This window comes from Heliophilum fasciatum, assembly GCF_004341395.1.
In the GTDB taxonomy this organism is placed as follows: domain Bacteria; phylum Bacillota; class Desulfitobacteriia; order Heliobacteriales; family Heliobacteriaceae; genus Heliophilum; species Heliophilum fasciatum.
In genome coordinates, this window is sequence record NZ_SLXT01000018.1 from 53,102 (window position 1) to 69,156 (window position 16,055).

Below are 16,055 nucleotides of genomic sequence, written 5' to 3' on the forward strand. Positions count from 1 at the left end.
GCCCCTTTGGGTTTGGCCTGCTAGTTTTGTTTCCACACTGCCATCACCGTATAGAACGAAGGAACAATAATCAACGTAAGCATCGTCGAGAAGAATAATCCAGAGATAATGGTTATGGCCATCGGTTGAAAAAGCACGTCACCGGAAAGTGCCAGCGGAAGCAGCCCGGCGATGGCTGTCCCCGATGTCAGCAGAATTGGGCGCAGCCGCGCTTCACCGGCAGCGATCACCGCCGGGATCACATCGAGGCCGCCATGACGAGCTTCTTCGATAAACTCAACAAGAATAATCCCGTTACGGACCACAATCCCGGCTAAGCAAATGGCGCCCATCATGGTCATGAAACCAAGGGGGGTGCGAGTGATAAACAATCCGATGAGACTGCCGGCAAAGGCCAGGAAGATGGTGCTCAAGATGAGCAGCGGGATCGACAGGGAATAAAACTGCATAGCGATCAGCATGATGATGAGAAAAACAACGACGATCGACAGTTTGCCCATGTCAATGAACACATCATTTTGTTCAGAGATTTCGCCGCCGAGCTCATAGCGGTACCCTTCAGGCAAAGAAAGTGCTGCCAATTGCGGTTTTAACTCATTAATCGCCTCAGTAGCCGTCCGCCCCTTAAGATCAGACGTCACGGTGACCACACGAGAAAGATCACGGTGGGGAATCGAAGCGATGGAGAAGCCCGGCTGGATGTCAGCTAACTGATAGAGCGGAATCTGTTCGCCCCGGCTGTTCGGAACGGTCAACCGTTGCAGGGCGATCAAGGGATCGACAGCGCTGGCTTCGCTATACAAGGTAATATCGATGAGATCGCGCCCTGTATCGAATTTGCTGATCGATAAGCCTTCGCTGACCAGGCGGATCGTGCGGGATAAGTCGCTTTCATTGACGCCAAGGGCATCCATCGTATCTTTACGGATTTTGATATCGAGAGCATACTTATCGACACCAAAAGAGTCATTCACATCAAAGGTTCCCGGCAGAGCTCGAATACGATCTTGAATTTGTTGGGACAGAGTGCGCAGTTTCTCGATATCGCTGCCGTAGAGGCGAACTTCAATGGGTGCACCGACAGGGGGGCCGGCTTGCAGTTCTTTGGGAATGACGGAGGCATGGGGAAAGCGTTCGGCCAGTGCTTCTGTCCATAAAGCAACTGCTTTTTCTGTCGTCAAATTCTTTTGATCGACTTTAACGACAATTTGACCGATCGTATCACCGGTACCGAAACCGGTAGCGCCGCTAAACATCTTGGGTGTAAAGCTTCCGGCATAACCGGCCGTCATGATGACGCCCGGTTGTTCATCGATCCATTGGCCGACCGCCTGGACGGTGCGCGCCGTTTCCGTAATGCTGCTGCCAACAGGGGTGCGGATGTTGATCAACATTTCGGCCCGGTCCGCATTGGGAAATAACTGAACCGGTGTGAGCGGAATCAGGGCGTAACCAAGCAGGGCGATACCAACACCGATCAGTCCTGTACGTAAGGGGCGGCGCAGCATCTTGGGCATCAAGGTGCCCGCGTAAAACAGGGTCAAACGTTGAATTTGCGGCCCCAGAAGCCCTGCCGGTTTACGGAAAAACTCTGCACTGGAAGCGGCGTCCTGGCCAGGGTGAACCCGATTACGCCGGTTTTCCCGCCACTCCCGGAAGATGGGGATGACCGACAGCGACATGACCATCGATGCCAGCATCGCTAACGTGATGATGATCGGAATCGGTTTGATGAAGGAACCGACGTTGCCATTTAACAATGCTAAGGGTGCAAAAGCGCAGATGGTGGCTAAGGTAGCCGTCAGGATCGAAAGGCCCACTTCTTTACTGCCGCGAACGGCCGCTTCCGTCGGCGTCTCGCCGAGAACCACCAGGCGGCGTTCAATATTATCGTTGACAACAACGGCGTCATCGACGAGAATTCCCAGCACGATAATCAGCGCAATCACCGAGATCTGGTTTAAGGTCACATCCATACTCTTTAAAGGGATGAGGCCGACGGCGAGGGAGATTGGCAACGCCATCATGACCACAAAGGAAGTGGTCACATTGAGGCCAAGCGTACAAACCAGGATCACCGCGACGATGGCGATCAAGGTTTCCCGGGTCAGATCCGAAAAAAGTTCATCGATGCGTTCATTTTGTGCATAGACAAGTTCGACTTGCGCCCAGGTAGGTAAGGTCGTTTGCAGGTACGCAAGGGTCTTGTCGATATTGGCCTGAACGGCCGGCACGTCGCTACCGGTCTCGGCACTGAGGCTGATGCTGATCGCCGGACGGCCGTTGTGATAGGCATAAACTTCCGTGTTTTTGTGCGTCAGTTCTACCGTCCCAAGGTCGCGTAGATATACCGGCGTTCCGTCTGCCGTTCGAGTGATCAGGGAACGGCTGAATTCCTGCACATCCGTCACTTCGCGCAGCGTCAACTCATAGGAACGCGCGCTGCCATCCATAGCACCGAGGGGTGCTTTTTCGTTGGATTGTTTAATCGCATTTAAGACTTGCCCCCACGATAAGCCGAAATTACGCAGCTTTTGGCTGTCAATGGTGACACGAACTTCTTCATCAGGCAGACCGGTAACGGTGACGTTGGACACATGAGGGATGGTGCGCAGTTGATCTTTCCAGTTTTGGATCATCGGGCGGAGCTCGTACAGGTCATCGAGGCGATCGGCCGTGATATTAAAGGTCATGAGAAAAATCCGGTTGAGATCGTCGTTGATGATCGGCTGCTTACAATCGGCAGGAAGGTCTTTCTCGGCATCTTTGACTTTTTTGCGCAGTTCTTCCCAGCGACCTTCCGGTTCAACATCATCCTTGCATTCGATAATGATCGAGGATACACCCAGACCCGACGTCGACACAATCGATTTGATACCTTCGATCCCTTTGATTTGCTCTTCAATCTTGCGGGTGACGGCTTGTTCGACTTTCGCCGGCATGGCCCCCGGGTAGACCGTCGTCACCGAAGCGGTGCGAACCACAATATCCGGTGTTTCCTGTTTGGGTAATCCCCAAAAACTAAATAACCCAAGCAAGGTGACCATGACGAAAAAAAGCAAGGTGATTTTCCGTTTTTTCACGACGTACTCGATCATTATCCTCATCCTCCCGTCGCAGGGAGCGGTGGAGTTGTACCGGAAGCATTGCCGTCAGGCGCCAGCGGAGCGACCGGATCGCCGTCAAAAAGCCGATCGGCGCTGCTGGTGATGATCGGGTCACCGGCTTGGATGCCCTGGAGAATCTCCAGATGATCGTTGATCAACGCGCCCAGTTCCACAGGACGCTTTACAGCATGGCCATCTTGCAGGACAAAGAGGTAAGGTTGTTCGGCACCACGGCGGACAACGGCGCCCACAGGCACCCAAAGCGCTTCTTTTTCCTGCAAAAGATGGTATACGTGGACGACTTGACCGGGGAGCCAGTCTTGGTTGGGATTATCAACCCAGATCTCCACACCGACGGTCCCCGTATTTTGACTGGCCGCAGGATAAATGTACTTGACGAGGCCTTCCCGTCGTTGGCCGTAAAGCTCCAGCGTTACCTTGTCATCTTTGCGCCAACGGGCGATGTCCCGGTCGGGCACAGGAATGACGACTTTTAAAGTACGCATCGAAGCAATTTTGTAGACGGTCGTGCCGGCACCGACCATTTGGCCGGCCTGGGTCACTTTGGCTGTGACGGTGCCGGAAAAAGGCGCTTTTAAGCGGGTCTTGTCTAGCGTGTAGGCGGCTTTCTGCTGCCTCGTGAGCGACTGTTCATAAAGCGCGCGTGTTTGTTCTTTTACTTCATCACGGGCACCGCTGATTATGTTTTGATAAGCTTGCTCGGCAACGGTGAAGTCATTTTCGGCAATGGTCAATTGCGTCTGGGCGCTTTCATAGTCTTTGCGGGACAAACTACCGCTTTCAAATAGTGCTTGGTAACGTTCGAAATCCGCTTTGGACTTTTCTAGGTTAGCCCGGGCTTTTTCCCTGAGTGCCTGGGCTTGGTTGATCTCGTAGGAAGTCGCCCCGTTTTCCACTTGGCGAAGGCTGGCTCCGGTTTGGGCGGCGGTGGCGGAAGCGGCGGCCAGGTCGTAACTGTAATCGGTCGGGTCGATCTGGGCCAACACATCACCGGCGGCAAGCTGATCCCCTTCCTTGACATAAGTGGCACTGATGCGTCCGCCCACTTCAAAAGCTAAGGTAGCTTCTTCGATGCCTTGCAGCGTTCCCGAGAACTCGCTGTGCAATTGCTGGCGACTGGCGGCCATCGTCATGACTTCGACGGTGCGGCTAGGTTCAGCAATGGTGGATGGCCCGCAGGCTGTCAGCGTCAGCGATAAGCTGAGAACAGCAGCCAGCGCGATGCGGCGATGATTCATGGTGACACCCCTTTTCTGTCACTTCAGCGATGCATTCTTCCACAGCAGCCAGGCCGGACTCATGGATGGCGGTACCGATTTTGAGGGCTAATTTTCTGCCGGAAGAAAGACTATCATCCTTTGCTAATGCTTGGAACTTCAACAAATCGGCTTTGAGCTGAGACGCTTCGTGGGTCAACCATGTAAGGATTTGTTCCGATGAAACATGGTGGCTAAAAACCAAGCGCATCATAAAGTCGTATTTTACGACCTTAGGCTCCACGGGGCCGTTGAGGTAGGTAAAAAAAGCTTCCTTTCCCTGAGCCGTGATGTGATAGAGATGCTTGTTGGGCTTGCCGTCCTGAGGAATGATCTCTTTCTTGATATAACCTTCTTTTTCCATACGGTTTAATGTGGGGTAAATCGTCCCGAAGGAAGCGACAAACATATCAGGAAAGTGTTTTTCAAAATGCTGTTTAATGTCGTAGCCGGACAGGGGCTCTTCGAAGAGCAGGCCGAGGATTACATCTTGACCTTTCACGTAAACACTCCTTTTGCCATAGCTTAAGGTGAGGTTGAAGCCATGCGTATTCAGCCTGGCCATTCGACCCGGCAACCGACCTGGCCACTCATGAAGATTCGTCGTTATAAAATCGATGAAGGCTTTTGGGTATGATACTTGTTCATATTCATAATGTTAATATAGATCCGAAGGGAGAGACGGTCAAGTGAAAAACTACTCCTTGACATATCAAAAAATCTTGATACAATGACAGCAGGAGATGACTGCAAAAATGGATGTAACACGGGTGGCCAAAGCCTTGTCGGATCCACTCCGGTTTCAAATCTTAAAAAGGATCGCCATGCAGGGGTCAGCTTCACACCGTACTTCCGATGAGTACTCCTGTGAAGCGAATACAGGGCTTTGTGTGTGCGAGCTGGTGGAGGGGATGGGACTGATGCAATCGAAAGTTTCCTATCATCTCAAAGAGTTAAAAGAAGCCGGTTTGGTTCGCGAAGAAAATCGCGGAAAATGGAACTACTATTCATTGAAAAAGGAAACACTGGATACCTACCTGACGACGCTTCAAGGGGAGCTTTTTATGTAGTATTTTGCCGCATTATTTTTTTGTTTTGTTATATCAAAAAAAATTGATTAATTTAGAAAAGAGGGTATGATGTTGAAAAAGATTTTGTTTCTTTGCACCGGTAATTCCTGTCGAAGTCAGATGGCCGAAGGATTTGGAAAAATGTATGGAAAAGGAATGGAAATCATCAGTGCCGGTATTGAAGCCCACGGTCTGAATCCCCGGGCCGTTCAAGTGATGCAGGAAGCCGGAGTGGACATATCTCAGCAAACATCGGATGTGCTAACGCCGACCATGCTCACGGATGTTGATCTGGTCGTAACCCTTTGTGGTGATGCCAAAGATAATTGCCCGATACTCCCCGCAGGAAGTGCGCACCGCCACTGGGGATTGGAAGATCCGGCTCGTAGCACAGGTTCAGAAGAAGAAATGATGAACAAATTTCGCCATGTCCGTAATCAAATTGAGCAGCTCGTCAAAGAGTTGATGCAGGTGCAACAATGACAGAACGTGTGGGTGATAAACTATCCCTTTTGGATCGCAATTTGACCGTCTTGATTTTTGCCGCCATGGCCGTCGGGATCGCGCTGGGCAACTTTTTCCCCGGCTTCGTGGAATGGTTGAACCGGTTCCAGATCGGCACCACATCGCTGCCGATCGCCGTTGGCTTGATCTTGATGATGTATCCGCCGCTGGCGAAAGTCCGTTACGAGAAGATGGGCGAAGTATTTCGCGATTTTAAAATCCTTGGCCTATCGCTGGTGCAAAACTGGATCATCGGCCCGATCCTGATGTTCGGGTTAGCGATGGCTTTTCTCAGCGACTATCCGGACTTTTTTATCGGCTTGATCCTGATTGGGCTGGCCCGTTGCATCGCTATGGTGATCGTGTGGAACGATCTGGCCAAAGGCGATGCCGAATATGCAGCGGGGCTCGTAGCGTTTAACTCGGTGTTTCAGGTGTTGTTTTACTCGGTGTACGCCTATGCCTTTATCACGGTGCTTCCGTCGTGGTTCGGCCTTACCGGGATGGAAGTGAACGTGACGATTGGCCAAATCGCCGAGAGCGTGTTTATCTATCTGGGGATTCCTTTTCTGGCGGGCATGGCCACACGACTGACGCTGACCAAGGCAAAAGGCCAGGAATGGTACCAAGCGCAATTTATTCCGCGGATCAGTCCGATCACCCTAGTGGCCTTACTGTTTACGATCATCGTCATGTTTTCCTTGAAGGGGAAGGTAATCGTTCAACTGCCCATGGACGTGGTGCGCATTGCCATACCGCTGCTGATCTACTTTATCGTGATGTTTTTGCTGTCCTTTTTCTTGAGCAAAAAAGCGGGAGCCGATTATTCGAAAACGACGACCTTATCCTTTACGGCGGCGAGCAACAACTTTGAATTGGCTATCGCTGTGGCCGTCGGCGTTTTTGGCATTGAATCGGGAGCCGCTTTTGCCGCCGTCATCGGCCCGTTAATCGAAGTGCCTGTGATGATTGCTCTGGTCAAAGTAGCGTTGCGATTTCAGGATAAATTCAAACCGGTAGGGAGTAGTAATTCATAATGCTTCAACAATGGATAGAAAGACAATGATCGAAGAATAAATAGAATGACGAATAAATAAAATATGGTATAATATGGGCAAGTCATCTGTTAGCTGGAAAGGGGCAAATTGCAATGCTTTCTCAAGAACTGGTTTCTACCATCATTTCGACAGTTCGTGATACCGTACATCCCTATGCAATTATCCTTTTTGGCACAGCAGCACACCGGCAATTGCGTCCGGATAGCGACATTGACATTGCGTTTTTAGCCGATTCTCCCTGTGATGAGCTTACCGTTTTTCGCTTGGGCCAGGAGTTATCGGTCCAATTAAATCGGGACATCGATCTAATTGATTTGTCCCAAGCATCTACGGTATTTCAAGCTCAAATTTTATCTACTGGTAAAGTCATTGATTGTGATGATAAAGACCGATTATTGGCTTTTCATGCATTAACATTAAAGCAATATGCTCGGCTCAATGAGGAGCGTCAATGTATCTTTATCGCCGAAAAAAGGAGGATGGGTATACGAAATGACCCCGGATGTGGCATGGAACAAACGAGAGAGCATTGAACGATGTTGGCGGCGTATTCAAGAAGAATACGCGCACGATCCTGCTAATTTGCATAATTACACGAAACAAGACGCAATTGTACTTAATATCCAGCGTATGTGTGAAACTGCTATTGATCTGGCTGCTCACACAATCGCTGTTTATGGGTGGGGGATTCCGCAAAACAGCCGTGACATGTTTGCGATTCTTTGCCAACAAGGAGTTATCGATTCACGCCTTGAAAAAGCGTTGAAAGCGATGGTTGGTTTTCGCAATATCGCTGTTCATGAATATCAGCGAATGAATTTGCGTATTTTGCAGAATATCATTGAGAAAGATCTTGAAGATGTTCGCTTCTTTGCGCAGGTGATTGTTAAATTGCTCGATAACTCGATTGATAACTTGATTGAAAACAAATAAAGGCAGGCCGATTGATCATGCTCAATCGGCCTGTTGGCTTTCGAAGAAGGAGGAGGGCAGGATGAATCACGAAGATAAGCCAAATCACCACGGAAAAATGATTCTTGTCGTAGAAGATGAAGTCAAGATTGCTGAAGTTATCCGCTCCTACTTGGAGAACAGCGGTTATCAAGTATGCATCGCCGTCAACGTTAAGCAAGCGCTGGACCTATTTGCGCAGTGCCGCCCTGCGCTCGTGATCCTCGATCTCATGCTGCCCGACATGAGCGGGGAAGCGATCTGTTCCCATCTGCGCAAGCAGTCACGGGTACCGGTGATCATGGTCACCGCCAAAACGGAAGAGGGCGATATTATCGCCGGTCTCGAGATGGGCGCCGATGATTATGTAACGAAGCCGTTTAGCCCCCGGCAGCTAGTCGCCCGCGTGGCAGCCTTACTGCGTCGGAGCGAAGAAGCGTTACCGCTGGCCCGCGTGATGACCTTCGCCGGCGGCGATCTGACCATTGATTTTCAAAGTCATGAAATCAAAAAATCCGGCGTCCTTGTCAACTTGACGCCTAACGAGTTTAAACTGCTCAGTGCCATGTTAAGATATCCGAAAAAGGTGTTTACCCGAGAAGAACTGATCTATCTGACCATGGGCCAAGACTTTGACGGGTCCGATCGCATCATCGACACCCACATCAAAAACCTGCGGCAAAAAATCGAAACAGACTCGCGTAATCCTCGCTACATTCTCACCGTTCACGGCGTCGGCTACCGGTTTGGCGGTGAATAAGATGCAAATGCGATTACGAACCCGCTTGTCCCTTGCCTATGCGCTGCTTGCCGTTTTTTTGGTCGTGCTGATCAGTGTGCTGACTAATGTGTTTTTGGAAAAACAATTCAAAGAGTACATTGTCCGGCAGCAAGAAGCTCGCAACATTGAGATCGTCAGTATGCTTAGCCGGCAATACGATCAAGGAGAAAATCGCTGGAACAACAGCACCGTCCAGAATATCGGCGTCAGCGCGTTGGAACAGGGCTTGATTGTCAAAGTCATGAACCCGGACGGGAGCACGGTCTGGGATGCCGTCGTTCATAACAACGGGCTTTGCACGCAAATGATCGATCACATGGCTCACAACATGACCAGTCGCTATCCGGACTTTGAGGGAGCCTATGAAGTTCAGACCTATCCCTTGATGCAGGATGGGGTGCCGATTGGTACCGTCGATATCGGTTACTACGGTCCCTTTTACTTTACCGATAACGATCTTGCCTTTATTAACACCTTGAATCAACTGTTAGCAGGGGCCGGGTTGATCGCGTTGCTGCTGGCCTTGCTCTTAGGCAGTGTCACCGCAAAACGCTTAAGCCGACCTATATCCAAAGCGGTGGAGATTGCCAAGGAAATCGGCCACGGTCATTATGACAGCCGCATTCTCGACACATCCAATACGCTGGAAATCAATAAACTGACGTCGACCATCAACGAACTGGCAGAAGGGTTAGCTAATCAGGAAAAACTACGCAAACGTCTCACCGTGGATATCGCTCATGAACTGCGGACGCCCTTAACCACCTTACAAAGTCACATGGAGGCCATGATCGACGGGATCTGGCAAGCTGATAGGTCCCGATTGGAAAGCTGCCATGAAGAAATCCTGCGAATCAACCGGATGGTCGGCGATTTAGAAAAGTTAGCCCGTTATGAAAGTGAAGACTTGGTGCTCTATAAAGAAGAATTTGACCTGCAGGAATTGACCGGTTACTTGCTGAAAAACTTTGAGGCCGACTTTAGGAACAAAAACATCGCCGTCACCCTGCAAGGGGAACAGGCCCTCATCGTGGCCGATCGGGATAAAATCAGCCAGGTTATCGTGAATTTGCTTTCCAACGCCATAAAATATACATCGGCAGAGGGCGCAGTGGCCATCACCATCACTTGTGAGCAAGACCAAATCCGTCTCAACGTCAGGGATAACGGGATCGGCATTGCGCCGAAAGATTTACCGCATATCTTTGAACGCTTCTACCGGGCCGATCGATCGCGTACGCGCAATACCGGTGGCGCCGGTGTCGGACTGGCTATTGTCAAAGCCATCGTCACTGCCCACGGGGGAACTGTCCGTGCCAGCAGTACAGATGAAGAGGGCACGGTCTTTACCGTAACCCTACCGGCTCCATAAAATCTTCATATCATTCCCTTGGGCGGAATTGCCCTATTAGAATTAGGAATGATCGGCAAGTCTCGTAATCAAATGGACAAACTTAAATTGCATGCGATCTTTGTGGCGATCTTCCTAGTCGTCGCCCATGTTGCGATGATTTTCGGGATACTCGATCCACAGTTGATGATGGCCGGCGCGTCGGCACCGCCGGTAGAGATGCAGCATTCAAGTCACTAAAGGAGGAAAACCGGATGCGTGCCATTCTAATGAAGGCCTTCGGCGAAGCCGATGTGCTTCAACTCGCCGAAGTACCTGTACCTGAGCCAGGCCCGGGGGAAGTACGGGTACAATTGCATTATGCCGGCGTCAACCCAGCCGAAGCATATATTCGGACCGGCACCTACGCTTTTTTCAAACCGGATCTGCCTTATGTTCCCGGGTTTGACGGAGCCGGTGTCGTAGATACTGTTGGTGTCAATGTTCAGGGCCTGCAAAAAGGCGACCGCGTATTTGTCGCATCCATGCTGGCCAAAAACAAAACAGGCACCTATGCGGAATATGTGGTCTGTGATGCGGATGCCGTTCACCGGTTACCAGACCGGACATCTTTTGCGCAGGGAGCGGCCATCGGGATTCCCGGCCTCACGGCATACCGGGCACTTTTTCAGCGAGCGCAACTAAAACCCGGTGAAACGGTCTTGATCCATGGTGCCAGCGGTGGCGTCGGTACTGTAGCAGTGCAACTGGCCCGCGCCCACGGTGCCTATGTCATCGGGACGGCCGGGAACGATAGCGAATTGGCTTTTTTGCGGGATCAGGGGGTGCATGAAGCATTCAACCATCATGATCCCCAGCATTTTCAAAAGATCGTTGATTTTACGGGAGGAGCCGGTGTTGATGTCATCATCGAGATGCTGGCTAATGTGAACTTAGAGCGTGATGCCGAGATCCTAGCCATGTTCGGCCGTATTGTCGTGGTGGGCAACCGGGGAAGCATTCCGTTCACGCCGCGACTGTTAATGATCAAAGAATCGGCTGTTCTGGGTATGGCACTGTGGAACGCAACACCGGCCGACAATCGAGAGGCACTGGCTGCGCTATCGGCTTCCCTGGAATCAGGTGTGCTTCGTCCAGTGGTGGGGCGGGAATACCCCCTTGCCGAGGCCAAGCAAGGGCAGATCGATATCCTGGAAAAAAGCGCGCGCGGGAAGATGCTGTTAAAAATCAGTGAGAATTAGGTATGTATTTGCACTCCTGTGCCGCGTCATTCAGGCACAGTGGCCTTTCGGTTCATCAAATACTGTTTTCAAAAGGATTGAATAACCATCTCCGATTGACTCAGGAGTGTACCATGGTTTAGACAGGCATATTGTTTTACTCTTACAGCCATATTGTTTGATCCAGCATTAAGGCTCCCGCCGATTCATCGGCAGGAGCCTTCTTACATCATCCCAACTTCATAAAAACCACACAATCGAGAGCTATGATGGTACATATCCAGGATGAAACTAAGGTCCGGCAGGCTGACCATTTTGGAGGATAAAATATGAACAACCAAAAAACTTGTATTGGGTTTGGGTGCCATCAGCTCTTTCTTAAACAGCAAATTCAAGCAGCGGATGGTTCAGGTCAGTGGGGTATTGGTGATCATACTGGGGATAATGATGCTTAGCCGTGGCATCCATCTTTCCGGAATCAACATAACATCCTTCGCGTTGGCTGCATCAGGGACCGCAAAAACGGCCGGTACAGTAACCGGTCGGGATGTGGCCAAGATAGAAGGGAAGAGCCAGATCGTCGAAAGTACCATCGAAGCAGGGCGCTACCGGCCCATCGTTGTACAAAAAGGTATTCCCGTAACATGGACAATCTACGCTACCGATAAAAATTTAAATGGCTGCAATAACCCGGTGACGATACCCAAGTTCAATATGGAAAAAACCTTGGTACCGGGGGCCAACGTCATCGAATTCATTCCCATGGAAGAAGGCACGATTACCTACACTTGCTGGATGGGGATGATCAGTAGTACCATTACCGTAGTCAATGACCTTTCTCAGCTACAAGAGAAAGATTTACAGCTCTCGAATCCGGCCGGTTCTTCGCGGAGAGCCTACGGCATGGGATGCTGTAATTGATGAAGTCTCTAAGCGAGGAGTGAACCATAATGAAAGTTAGCTTTAATATCAAAGGAATGACTTGCGCTGCTTGTGCGACAAGGATCGAACGAACCCTAAAAAAAATGGATGGCGTGCAGAATGCCGTTGTCAACCTGGCTGTTGAAAAAGCTTCATTAGAATATGACCCGAAGAAAATTAATGTTGATGCTATCCAAAAAAAAGTCACCGCTATCGGATTCGAGATTGTCGCGGACAAAGTCGATCTTAAGATTTCCGGAATGACCTGTGCCGCCTGTGCCGCCAGAATCGAAAAGAAGCTGAACACCTTACCAGGAGTGGCCAAGGCGACTGTCAATCTGGCCACAGAAAAAGCGACAGTATCCTATTTTCCTGCATCATTACGCATAAACGATATGAAGCAGGCCATTGAAAAACTGGGATTTCAAGCGGAAAAGACCGGCGATACAGTCAATGCCGACAAGGAACGTGCGGCCCGGGAAGGAGAAATTCGCCGGCAAAAAACCTTACTGACCTTCTCCGCCCTCTTATCACTTCCCCTGGTGTTCGTTATGGTTGCCGAACTGCTACAGTGGAACTGGGTACCGGCGATTCTTTTTAACAAGTACTTTCAGTTAGCCCTGGCCACACCGATTCAGTTTGTTGCCGGTGCTCAATTTTATAAAGACGCCTATTACGCCTTGAAAAACAAAAGTGCCAATATGTCGGTACTGGTGGCCTTAGGTACTTCAGCAGCGTACTTCTACAGCCTGGCGATGACGCTATGGGGCCATCCGCATGGCGGGGAGATGCATGTCTATTTTGAAACATCGGGCATCATCATCACTTTGATCATTCTCGGAAAACTCCTGGAAGCCATCGCCAAAGGAAAAACATCGGAAGCGATTAAAAAGCTCATGGGGTTACAGGCCAAAACGGCACGGGTCATTCGTGACGGCCACGAACAGGAAATACCGATCGAAGAAGTCGTCCGCGGTGACCTGATCATGGTGCGGCCGGGAGAAAAAATTCCTGTCGACGGAGTGATCCGGGAAGGCTATTCCGCGATTGATGAATCCATGTTGACCGGTGAAAGCCTTCCGGTCGATAAAAAGGCCGGCGATGAGGTCATCGGCGCAACAATCAATCGACAAGGTACGTTCAAATTTGAAGCGACGAAAATTGGCAAAGATACTGCACTAGCCCAAATTATTACGATCGTTGAAGAGGCGCAAGGTTCCAAAGCTCCGATTCAGCGCATGGCCGATGTGATTTCCGCCTACTTTGTTCCAGCCGTGATCGGCGTGGGCGTCGTCACGTTTCTGGCTTGGTACTTTATCGTCGAACCGGGGAATTTCACGAGAGCGCTGATTAACGCCACGGCTGTGCTGGTCATCGCCTGCCCCTGCGCACTGGGCCTGGCCACACCAACGTCGATCATGGTCGGCACCGGGAAAGGTGCTGAACAGGGCATTTTAATTAAAGGCGGCGAACATCTGGAGAATGCCCATAAGCTGAACATCGTCGTTCTCGATAAGACCGGGACGATTACCAAAGGGCAACCGGAAGTTACTGATATCATCAATTTCTCCGCCTTCGAGGAAAAAGAAATCCTTTTTTGGGCCGCCGTTGCCGAGAAAGGATCGGAACACCCCCTGGGGCAAGCGATTGTGAAACAGGGAAGGAGCGTTTTCGGAGATTTGCCGGACGCTGAACGGTTTACCGCCATTCCCGGTCGAGGCGTGGAAGCCATGATCAAAGACCAAACGGTCATCTTGGGTACCCGCAAGCTGATGGAAGAACGACAGGTGCCAATGGCGGGGCTGGAGAACCTCATGAGTGAACTGGAGAATCAGGGAAAGACGGCCATGCTCATGGCCCGGAATGACATCATCGTGGCGATTCTTGCTGTGGCCGATACCGTCAAGGAAAGCTCCCGGGAAGCCATCGGTGAACTGCAACAAATGGGCATCGAGGTGATCATGATTACCGGCGATAACCAACGAACGGCCCAAGCGATCGCCCATCAAGTCGGTATTACCCACGTGCTGGCCGAGGTGCTCCCGGAAGATAAAGCGAAAGAAGTCGAAAAATTAAAAGCCCAGGGAAAAAAAGTAGCTATGGTCGGTGACGGAATTAATGATGCCCCGGCCTTGGCCATTGCCGATGTAGGTATGGCCATTGGCACCGGCACCGATGTGGCGATGGAAGCGGCCGATATCACATTAATGCGCGGTGACCTGCGCAGTATTCCAGCGAGCATTGCGCTAAGCCGTGCGACCATGAACAACATTAAGCAGAATCTGTTTTGGGCGTTGTTTTATAACACCCTGGGGATTCCGATCGCGGCCATGGGCTTATTAAACCCGGTTGTGGCCGGAGGAGCGATGGCCTTCAGTTCCGTATCAGTCGTGTCCAATGCGCTGCGCTTGAAAGGCTGGTCCTATACCCCCCTATCAAGATAGCCCCAGACAGCTTTCGGGCACACCCATGGCTGTCGAATCTTTCCGGTTACGTTCATTACCGGTCAGATTTACGCCATGGTAGCATCGAAATGCTGCCGATAGCGGCTTCTGGAAAGATGGAATCTAAAGAATGAGTTCCATAATAAAAACGGCCATACAGGCAACTAGGGAAACAGTAAACAAACTGCCACCCCGATAAGCAAGGATTAGCGCAACGATGAAACCCGTCCATGCGGACCAGCGATTGGCTGTTGCGTGCAAGATGGCGGGAAAGGTCATTACGGCCAACGTCACATAAGGCACATAATAGAGAAAAGAGCGGAGATAGACATTCTTGATTTCCTTGCGCATCAAGGTCAACGGGATTAAACGGATCAGATAAGTAACGACGGCCATGACCAGAATATAAAGATAGATGTTACCGCTCATCGACAACCTCCCCGATGGGGAACCGCAGGGCTGCGGCGCCGGCAATCAGTACCGTTAATATAATTATTTTGAAACCCGGCGAAATCTGGCTGAGCATCGGAATCTGCGTAAATAACCAACTCATCAGCATCGACAAAAAAATGATTCCTGCCAACAGCCTGTTACCTTTGGCCGGCGGCACAATGATCGCAATAAACATGCCATAGAGGGCAATACTTAAAGCGCTGATCATGCGTTCCGGCAATAGGCTCCCGGAAACGACACCGCACAACGTACCAAGCGTCCAGCCCGGCATGGCGATGCTCATCAATCCGTAATTGTAGAATGGATGGAGTTTGCCCTCTTTACAAACGGATACCCCGAAGATCTCATCGGAGATCCCAAAAGCCACCGGAAAGCGATGGGCAAACGCCGTACTCTCATCCATCTTTTGCGACAGCGAACAGGACATCAGGCAGTAGCGCAGGTTGATGATAAGTTGAGTAATCGCCATCTCAATGTACGTGGCCGACGATCCGATCACGCCAAGAGCGGCAAATTGTCCGGCCGAGGTAAAATTGGTCGCCGACATGAGAACGGCTTGAAAGGGAGTCAGCCCGGCATTCTTGGCAACAATGCCAAAGGTAAAGGAAACAGCAAAGTAGCCAAGAAAGATGGGGATACCGTCTTTCACACCGTTTTTCCAGAAGGTAAGATTGCTGTTCATGGTTCTTTCCTTTCCCGGATGATCCTATGGCGTTATCATCCTACCATTGGCCTTGCGATAAGTAAAATAAATTTTCATTACTATACGTGCCCGGCTAGGCTGTTTTGAACTCAATTAAGCAAAAGAGGAAATCAAAAAAAGGGCTCTTCGCTGTTTCGTGTGGGTAACGAGTCGTAAAATAGGGTAAAATTAGGATATGAAAAACATCGATTTATTCCAACTTGGATTAGGCCTGA

The 16,055-nt window shown here is 50.5% G+C and carries 17 protein-coding genes; 12 read left to right on the forward strand and 5 right to left on the reverse strand.

All coding sequences use genetic code 11. The annotated features are described in order from the left end of the window. Positions 1–20: 20 nt before the first annotated feature. The 3 genes from EDD73_RS10140 to EDD73_RS10150 are packed head-to-tail and all read right to left on the reverse strand — an operon-like array spanning position 21 to position 4,886. Complete coding sequence (locus EDD73_RS10140; RefSeq protein WP_131919674.1) at positions 21–3,098, reverse strand: efflux RND transporter permease subunit; 3,078 nt, start codon at positions 3,096–3,098, stop codon at positions 21–23. Positions 3,099–3,103: 5 nt separating this feature from the next. Beyond that, complete coding sequence (locus tag EDD73_RS10145; RefSeq protein WP_131919675.1) at positions 3,104–4,366, reverse strand: efflux RND transporter periplasmic adaptor subunit; 1,263 nt, start codon at positions 4,364–4,366, stop codon at positions 3,104–3,106. After that, the gene (locus tag EDD73_RS10150) at positions 4,284–4,886 is read right to left on the reverse strand and encodes a PadR family transcriptional regulator (RefSeq protein ID WP_165876451.1); all 603 of its coding nucleotides are present in this window, start codon (positions 4,884–4,886) and stop codon (positions 4,284–4,286) included. The genes EDD73_RS10145 and EDD73_RS10150 overlap by 83 nt, the downstream gene beginning before the upstream one ends. A gap of 253 nt (positions 4,887–5,139) precedes the next feature. Between EDD73_RS10150 and EDD73_RS10155 the strand changes: the two genes are divergently transcribed. The 12 genes from EDD73_RS10155 (at position 5,140) to EDD73_RS10200 (ending at position 14,684) form a co-directional block, all read left to right on the forward strand. Further along, positions 5,140–5,454 (forward strand): ArsR/SmtB family transcription factor, encoded by a 315-nt coding sequence (locus EDD73_RS10155; protein WP_131919677.1) that lies wholly within the window; start codon positions 5,140–5,142, stop codon positions 5,452–5,454. Positions 5,455–5,523: 69 nt separating this feature from the next. After that, complete coding sequence (gene arsC, locus EDD73_RS10160; protein ID WP_320055184.1) at positions 5,524–5,937, forward strand: arsenate reductase (thioredoxin); 414 nt, start codon at positions 5,524–5,526, stop codon at positions 5,935–5,937. After that, the gene (arsB, locus tag EDD73_RS10165) at positions 5,934–6,995 is read left to right on the forward strand and encodes an ACR3 family arsenite efflux transporter (RefSeq protein WP_131919679.1); all 1,062 of its coding nucleotides are present in this window, start codon (positions 5,934–5,936) and stop codon (positions 6,993–6,995) included. Before arsC ends, arsB begins: the two co-directional genes overlap by 4 nt. A 113-nt stretch (positions 6,996–7,108) precedes the next feature. Further along, positions 7,109–7,549 carry a type VII toxin-antitoxin system MntA family adenylyltransferase antitoxin gene (mntA, locus tag EDD73_RS10170; protein WP_131919680.1) on the forward strand — a complete coding sequence of 147 codons (441 nt, stop codon included), beginning with the start codon at positions 7,109–7,111 and terminating at the stop codon, positions 7,547–7,549. Then, positions 7,509–7,949 (forward strand): type VII toxin-antitoxin system HepT family RNase toxin, encoded by a 441-nt coding sequence (gene hepT, locus EDD73_RS10175; RefSeq protein WP_131919681.1) that lies wholly within the window; start codon positions 7,509–7,511, stop codon positions 7,947–7,949. Before mntA ends, hepT begins: the two co-directional genes overlap by 41 nt. A 61-nt stretch (positions 7,950–8,010) precedes the next feature. Further along, complete coding sequence (locus tag EDD73_RS10180) at positions 8,011–8,727, forward strand: response regulator transcription factor (RefSeq protein ID WP_131919682.1); 717 nt, start codon at positions 8,011–8,013, stop codon at positions 8,725–8,727. Between the two features lies 1 nt (position 8,728). Then, positions 8,729–10,120 carry a sensor histidine kinase gene (locus tag EDD73_RS10185; RefSeq protein WP_131919683.1) on the forward strand — a complete coding sequence of 464 codons (1,392 nt, stop codon included), beginning with the start codon at positions 8,729–8,731 and terminating at the stop codon, positions 10,118–10,120. A gap of 18 nt (positions 10,121–10,138) precedes the next feature. Continuing rightward, entirely contained in the window at positions 10,139–10,339 is a 201-nt protein-coding gene (locus EDD73_RS14905; protein ID WP_320055185.1) for a DUF6803 family protein, read from the forward strand. 14 nt (positions 10,340–10,353) lie between these two features. After that, positions 10,354–11,340 carry an NADPH:quinone reductase gene (locus EDD73_RS10190; RefSeq protein ID WP_131919684.1) on the forward strand — a complete coding sequence of 329 codons (987 nt, stop codon included), beginning with the start codon at positions 10,354–10,356 and terminating at the stop codon, positions 11,338–11,340. 308 nt (positions 11,341–11,648) lie between these two features. Then, positions 11,649–11,774 (forward strand): hypothetical protein, encoded by a 126-nt coding sequence (locus EDD73_RS15470; protein WP_264672926.1) that lies wholly within the window; start codon positions 11,649–11,651, stop codon positions 11,772–11,774. Next, positions 11,767–12,240 (forward strand): cupredoxin domain-containing protein, encoded by a 474-nt coding sequence (locus EDD73_RS10195; RefSeq protein ID WP_165876453.1) that lies wholly within the window; start codon positions 11,767–11,769, stop codon positions 12,238–12,240. The genes EDD73_RS15470 and EDD73_RS10195 overlap by 8 nt, the downstream gene beginning before the upstream one ends. A gap of 29 nt (positions 12,241–12,269) precedes the next feature. Continuing rightward, entirely contained in the window at positions 12,270–14,684 is a 2,415-nt protein-coding gene (locus EDD73_RS10200) for a heavy metal translocating P-type ATPase (RefSeq protein WP_131919686.1), read from the forward strand. A 123-nt stretch (positions 14,685–14,807) separates the two neighbouring features. On the opposite strand, the gene EDD73_RS10205 is transcribed toward EDD73_RS10200, so the two are convergent. Then, positions 14,808–15,113, reverse strand: a complete 306-nt coding sequence (locus tag EDD73_RS10205; RefSeq protein ID WP_131919687.1) for an AzlD domain-containing protein — start codon at positions 15,111–15,113, stop codon at positions 14,808–14,810. Then, the gene (locus EDD73_RS10210; RefSeq protein WP_131919688.1) at positions 15,103–15,819 is read right to left on the reverse strand and encodes an AzlC family ABC transporter permease; all 717 of its coding nucleotides are present in this window, start codon (positions 15,817–15,819) and stop codon (positions 15,103–15,105) included. Before EDD73_RS10210 ends, EDD73_RS10205 begins: the two co-directional genes overlap by 11 nt. Positions 15,820–16,055 lie beyond the last annotated feature (236 nt).

Coding starts and splice junctions, on each gene's coding strand:
- EDD73_RS10145 (WP_131919675.1), bottom strand. CDS start 4,366: ATGAATCATCGCCGCATCGCGCTGGCTGCTGTTCTCAGCTTATCGCTG.
- arsB (WP_131919679.1), top strand. CDS start 5,934: ATGACAGAACGTGTGGGTGATAAACTATCCCTTTTGGATCGCAATTTG.
- mntA (WP_131919680.1), top strand. CDS start 7,109: ATGCTTTCTCAAGAACTGGTTTCTACCATCATTTCGACAGTTCGTGAT.
- EDD73_RS10195 (WP_165876453.1), top strand. CDS start 11,767: ATGCTTAGCCGTGGCATCCATCTTTCCGGAATCAACATAACATCCTTC.
- arsC (WP_320055184.1), top strand. CDS start 5,524: ATGTTGAAAAAGATTTTGTTTCTTTGCACCGGTAATTCCTGTCGAAGT.
- EDD73_RS10200 (WP_131919686.1), top strand. CDS start 12,270: ATGAAAGTTAGCTTTAATATCAAAGGAATGACTTGCGCTGCTTGTGCG.
- EDD73_RS10185 (WP_131919683.1), top strand. CDS start 8,729: ATGCAAATGCGATTACGAACCCGCTTGTCCCTTGCCTATGCGCTGCTT.
- EDD73_RS10155 (WP_131919677.1), top strand. CDS start 5,140: ATGGATGTAACACGGGTGGCCAAAGCCTTGTCGGATCCACTCCGGTTT.
- EDD73_RS10140 (WP_131919674.1), bottom strand. CDS start 3,098: ATGATCGAGTACGTCGTGAAAAAACGGAAAATCACCTTGCTTTTTTTC.
- hepT (WP_131919681.1), top strand. CDS start 7,509: ATGACCCCGGATGTGGCATGGAACAAACGAGAGAGCATTGAACGATGT.
- EDD73_RS10205 (WP_131919687.1), bottom strand. CDS start 15,113: ATGAGCGGTAACATCTATCTTTATATTCTGGTCATGGCCGTCGTTACT.
- EDD73_RS10180 (WP_131919682.1), top strand. CDS start 8,011: ATGAATCACGAAGATAAGCCAAATCACCACGGAAAAATGATTCTTGTC.
- EDD73_RS10190 (WP_131919684.1), top strand. CDS start 10,354: ATGCGTGCCATTCTAATGAAGGCCTTCGGCGAAGCCGATGTGCTTCAA.
- EDD73_RS10210 (WP_131919688.1), bottom strand. CDS start 15,819: ATGAACAGCAATCTTACCTTCTGGAAAAACGGTGTGAAAGACGGTATC.
- EDD73_RS15470 (WP_264672926.1), top strand. CDS start 11,649: ATGAACAACCAAAAAACTTGTATTGGGTTTGGGTGCCATCAGCTCTTT.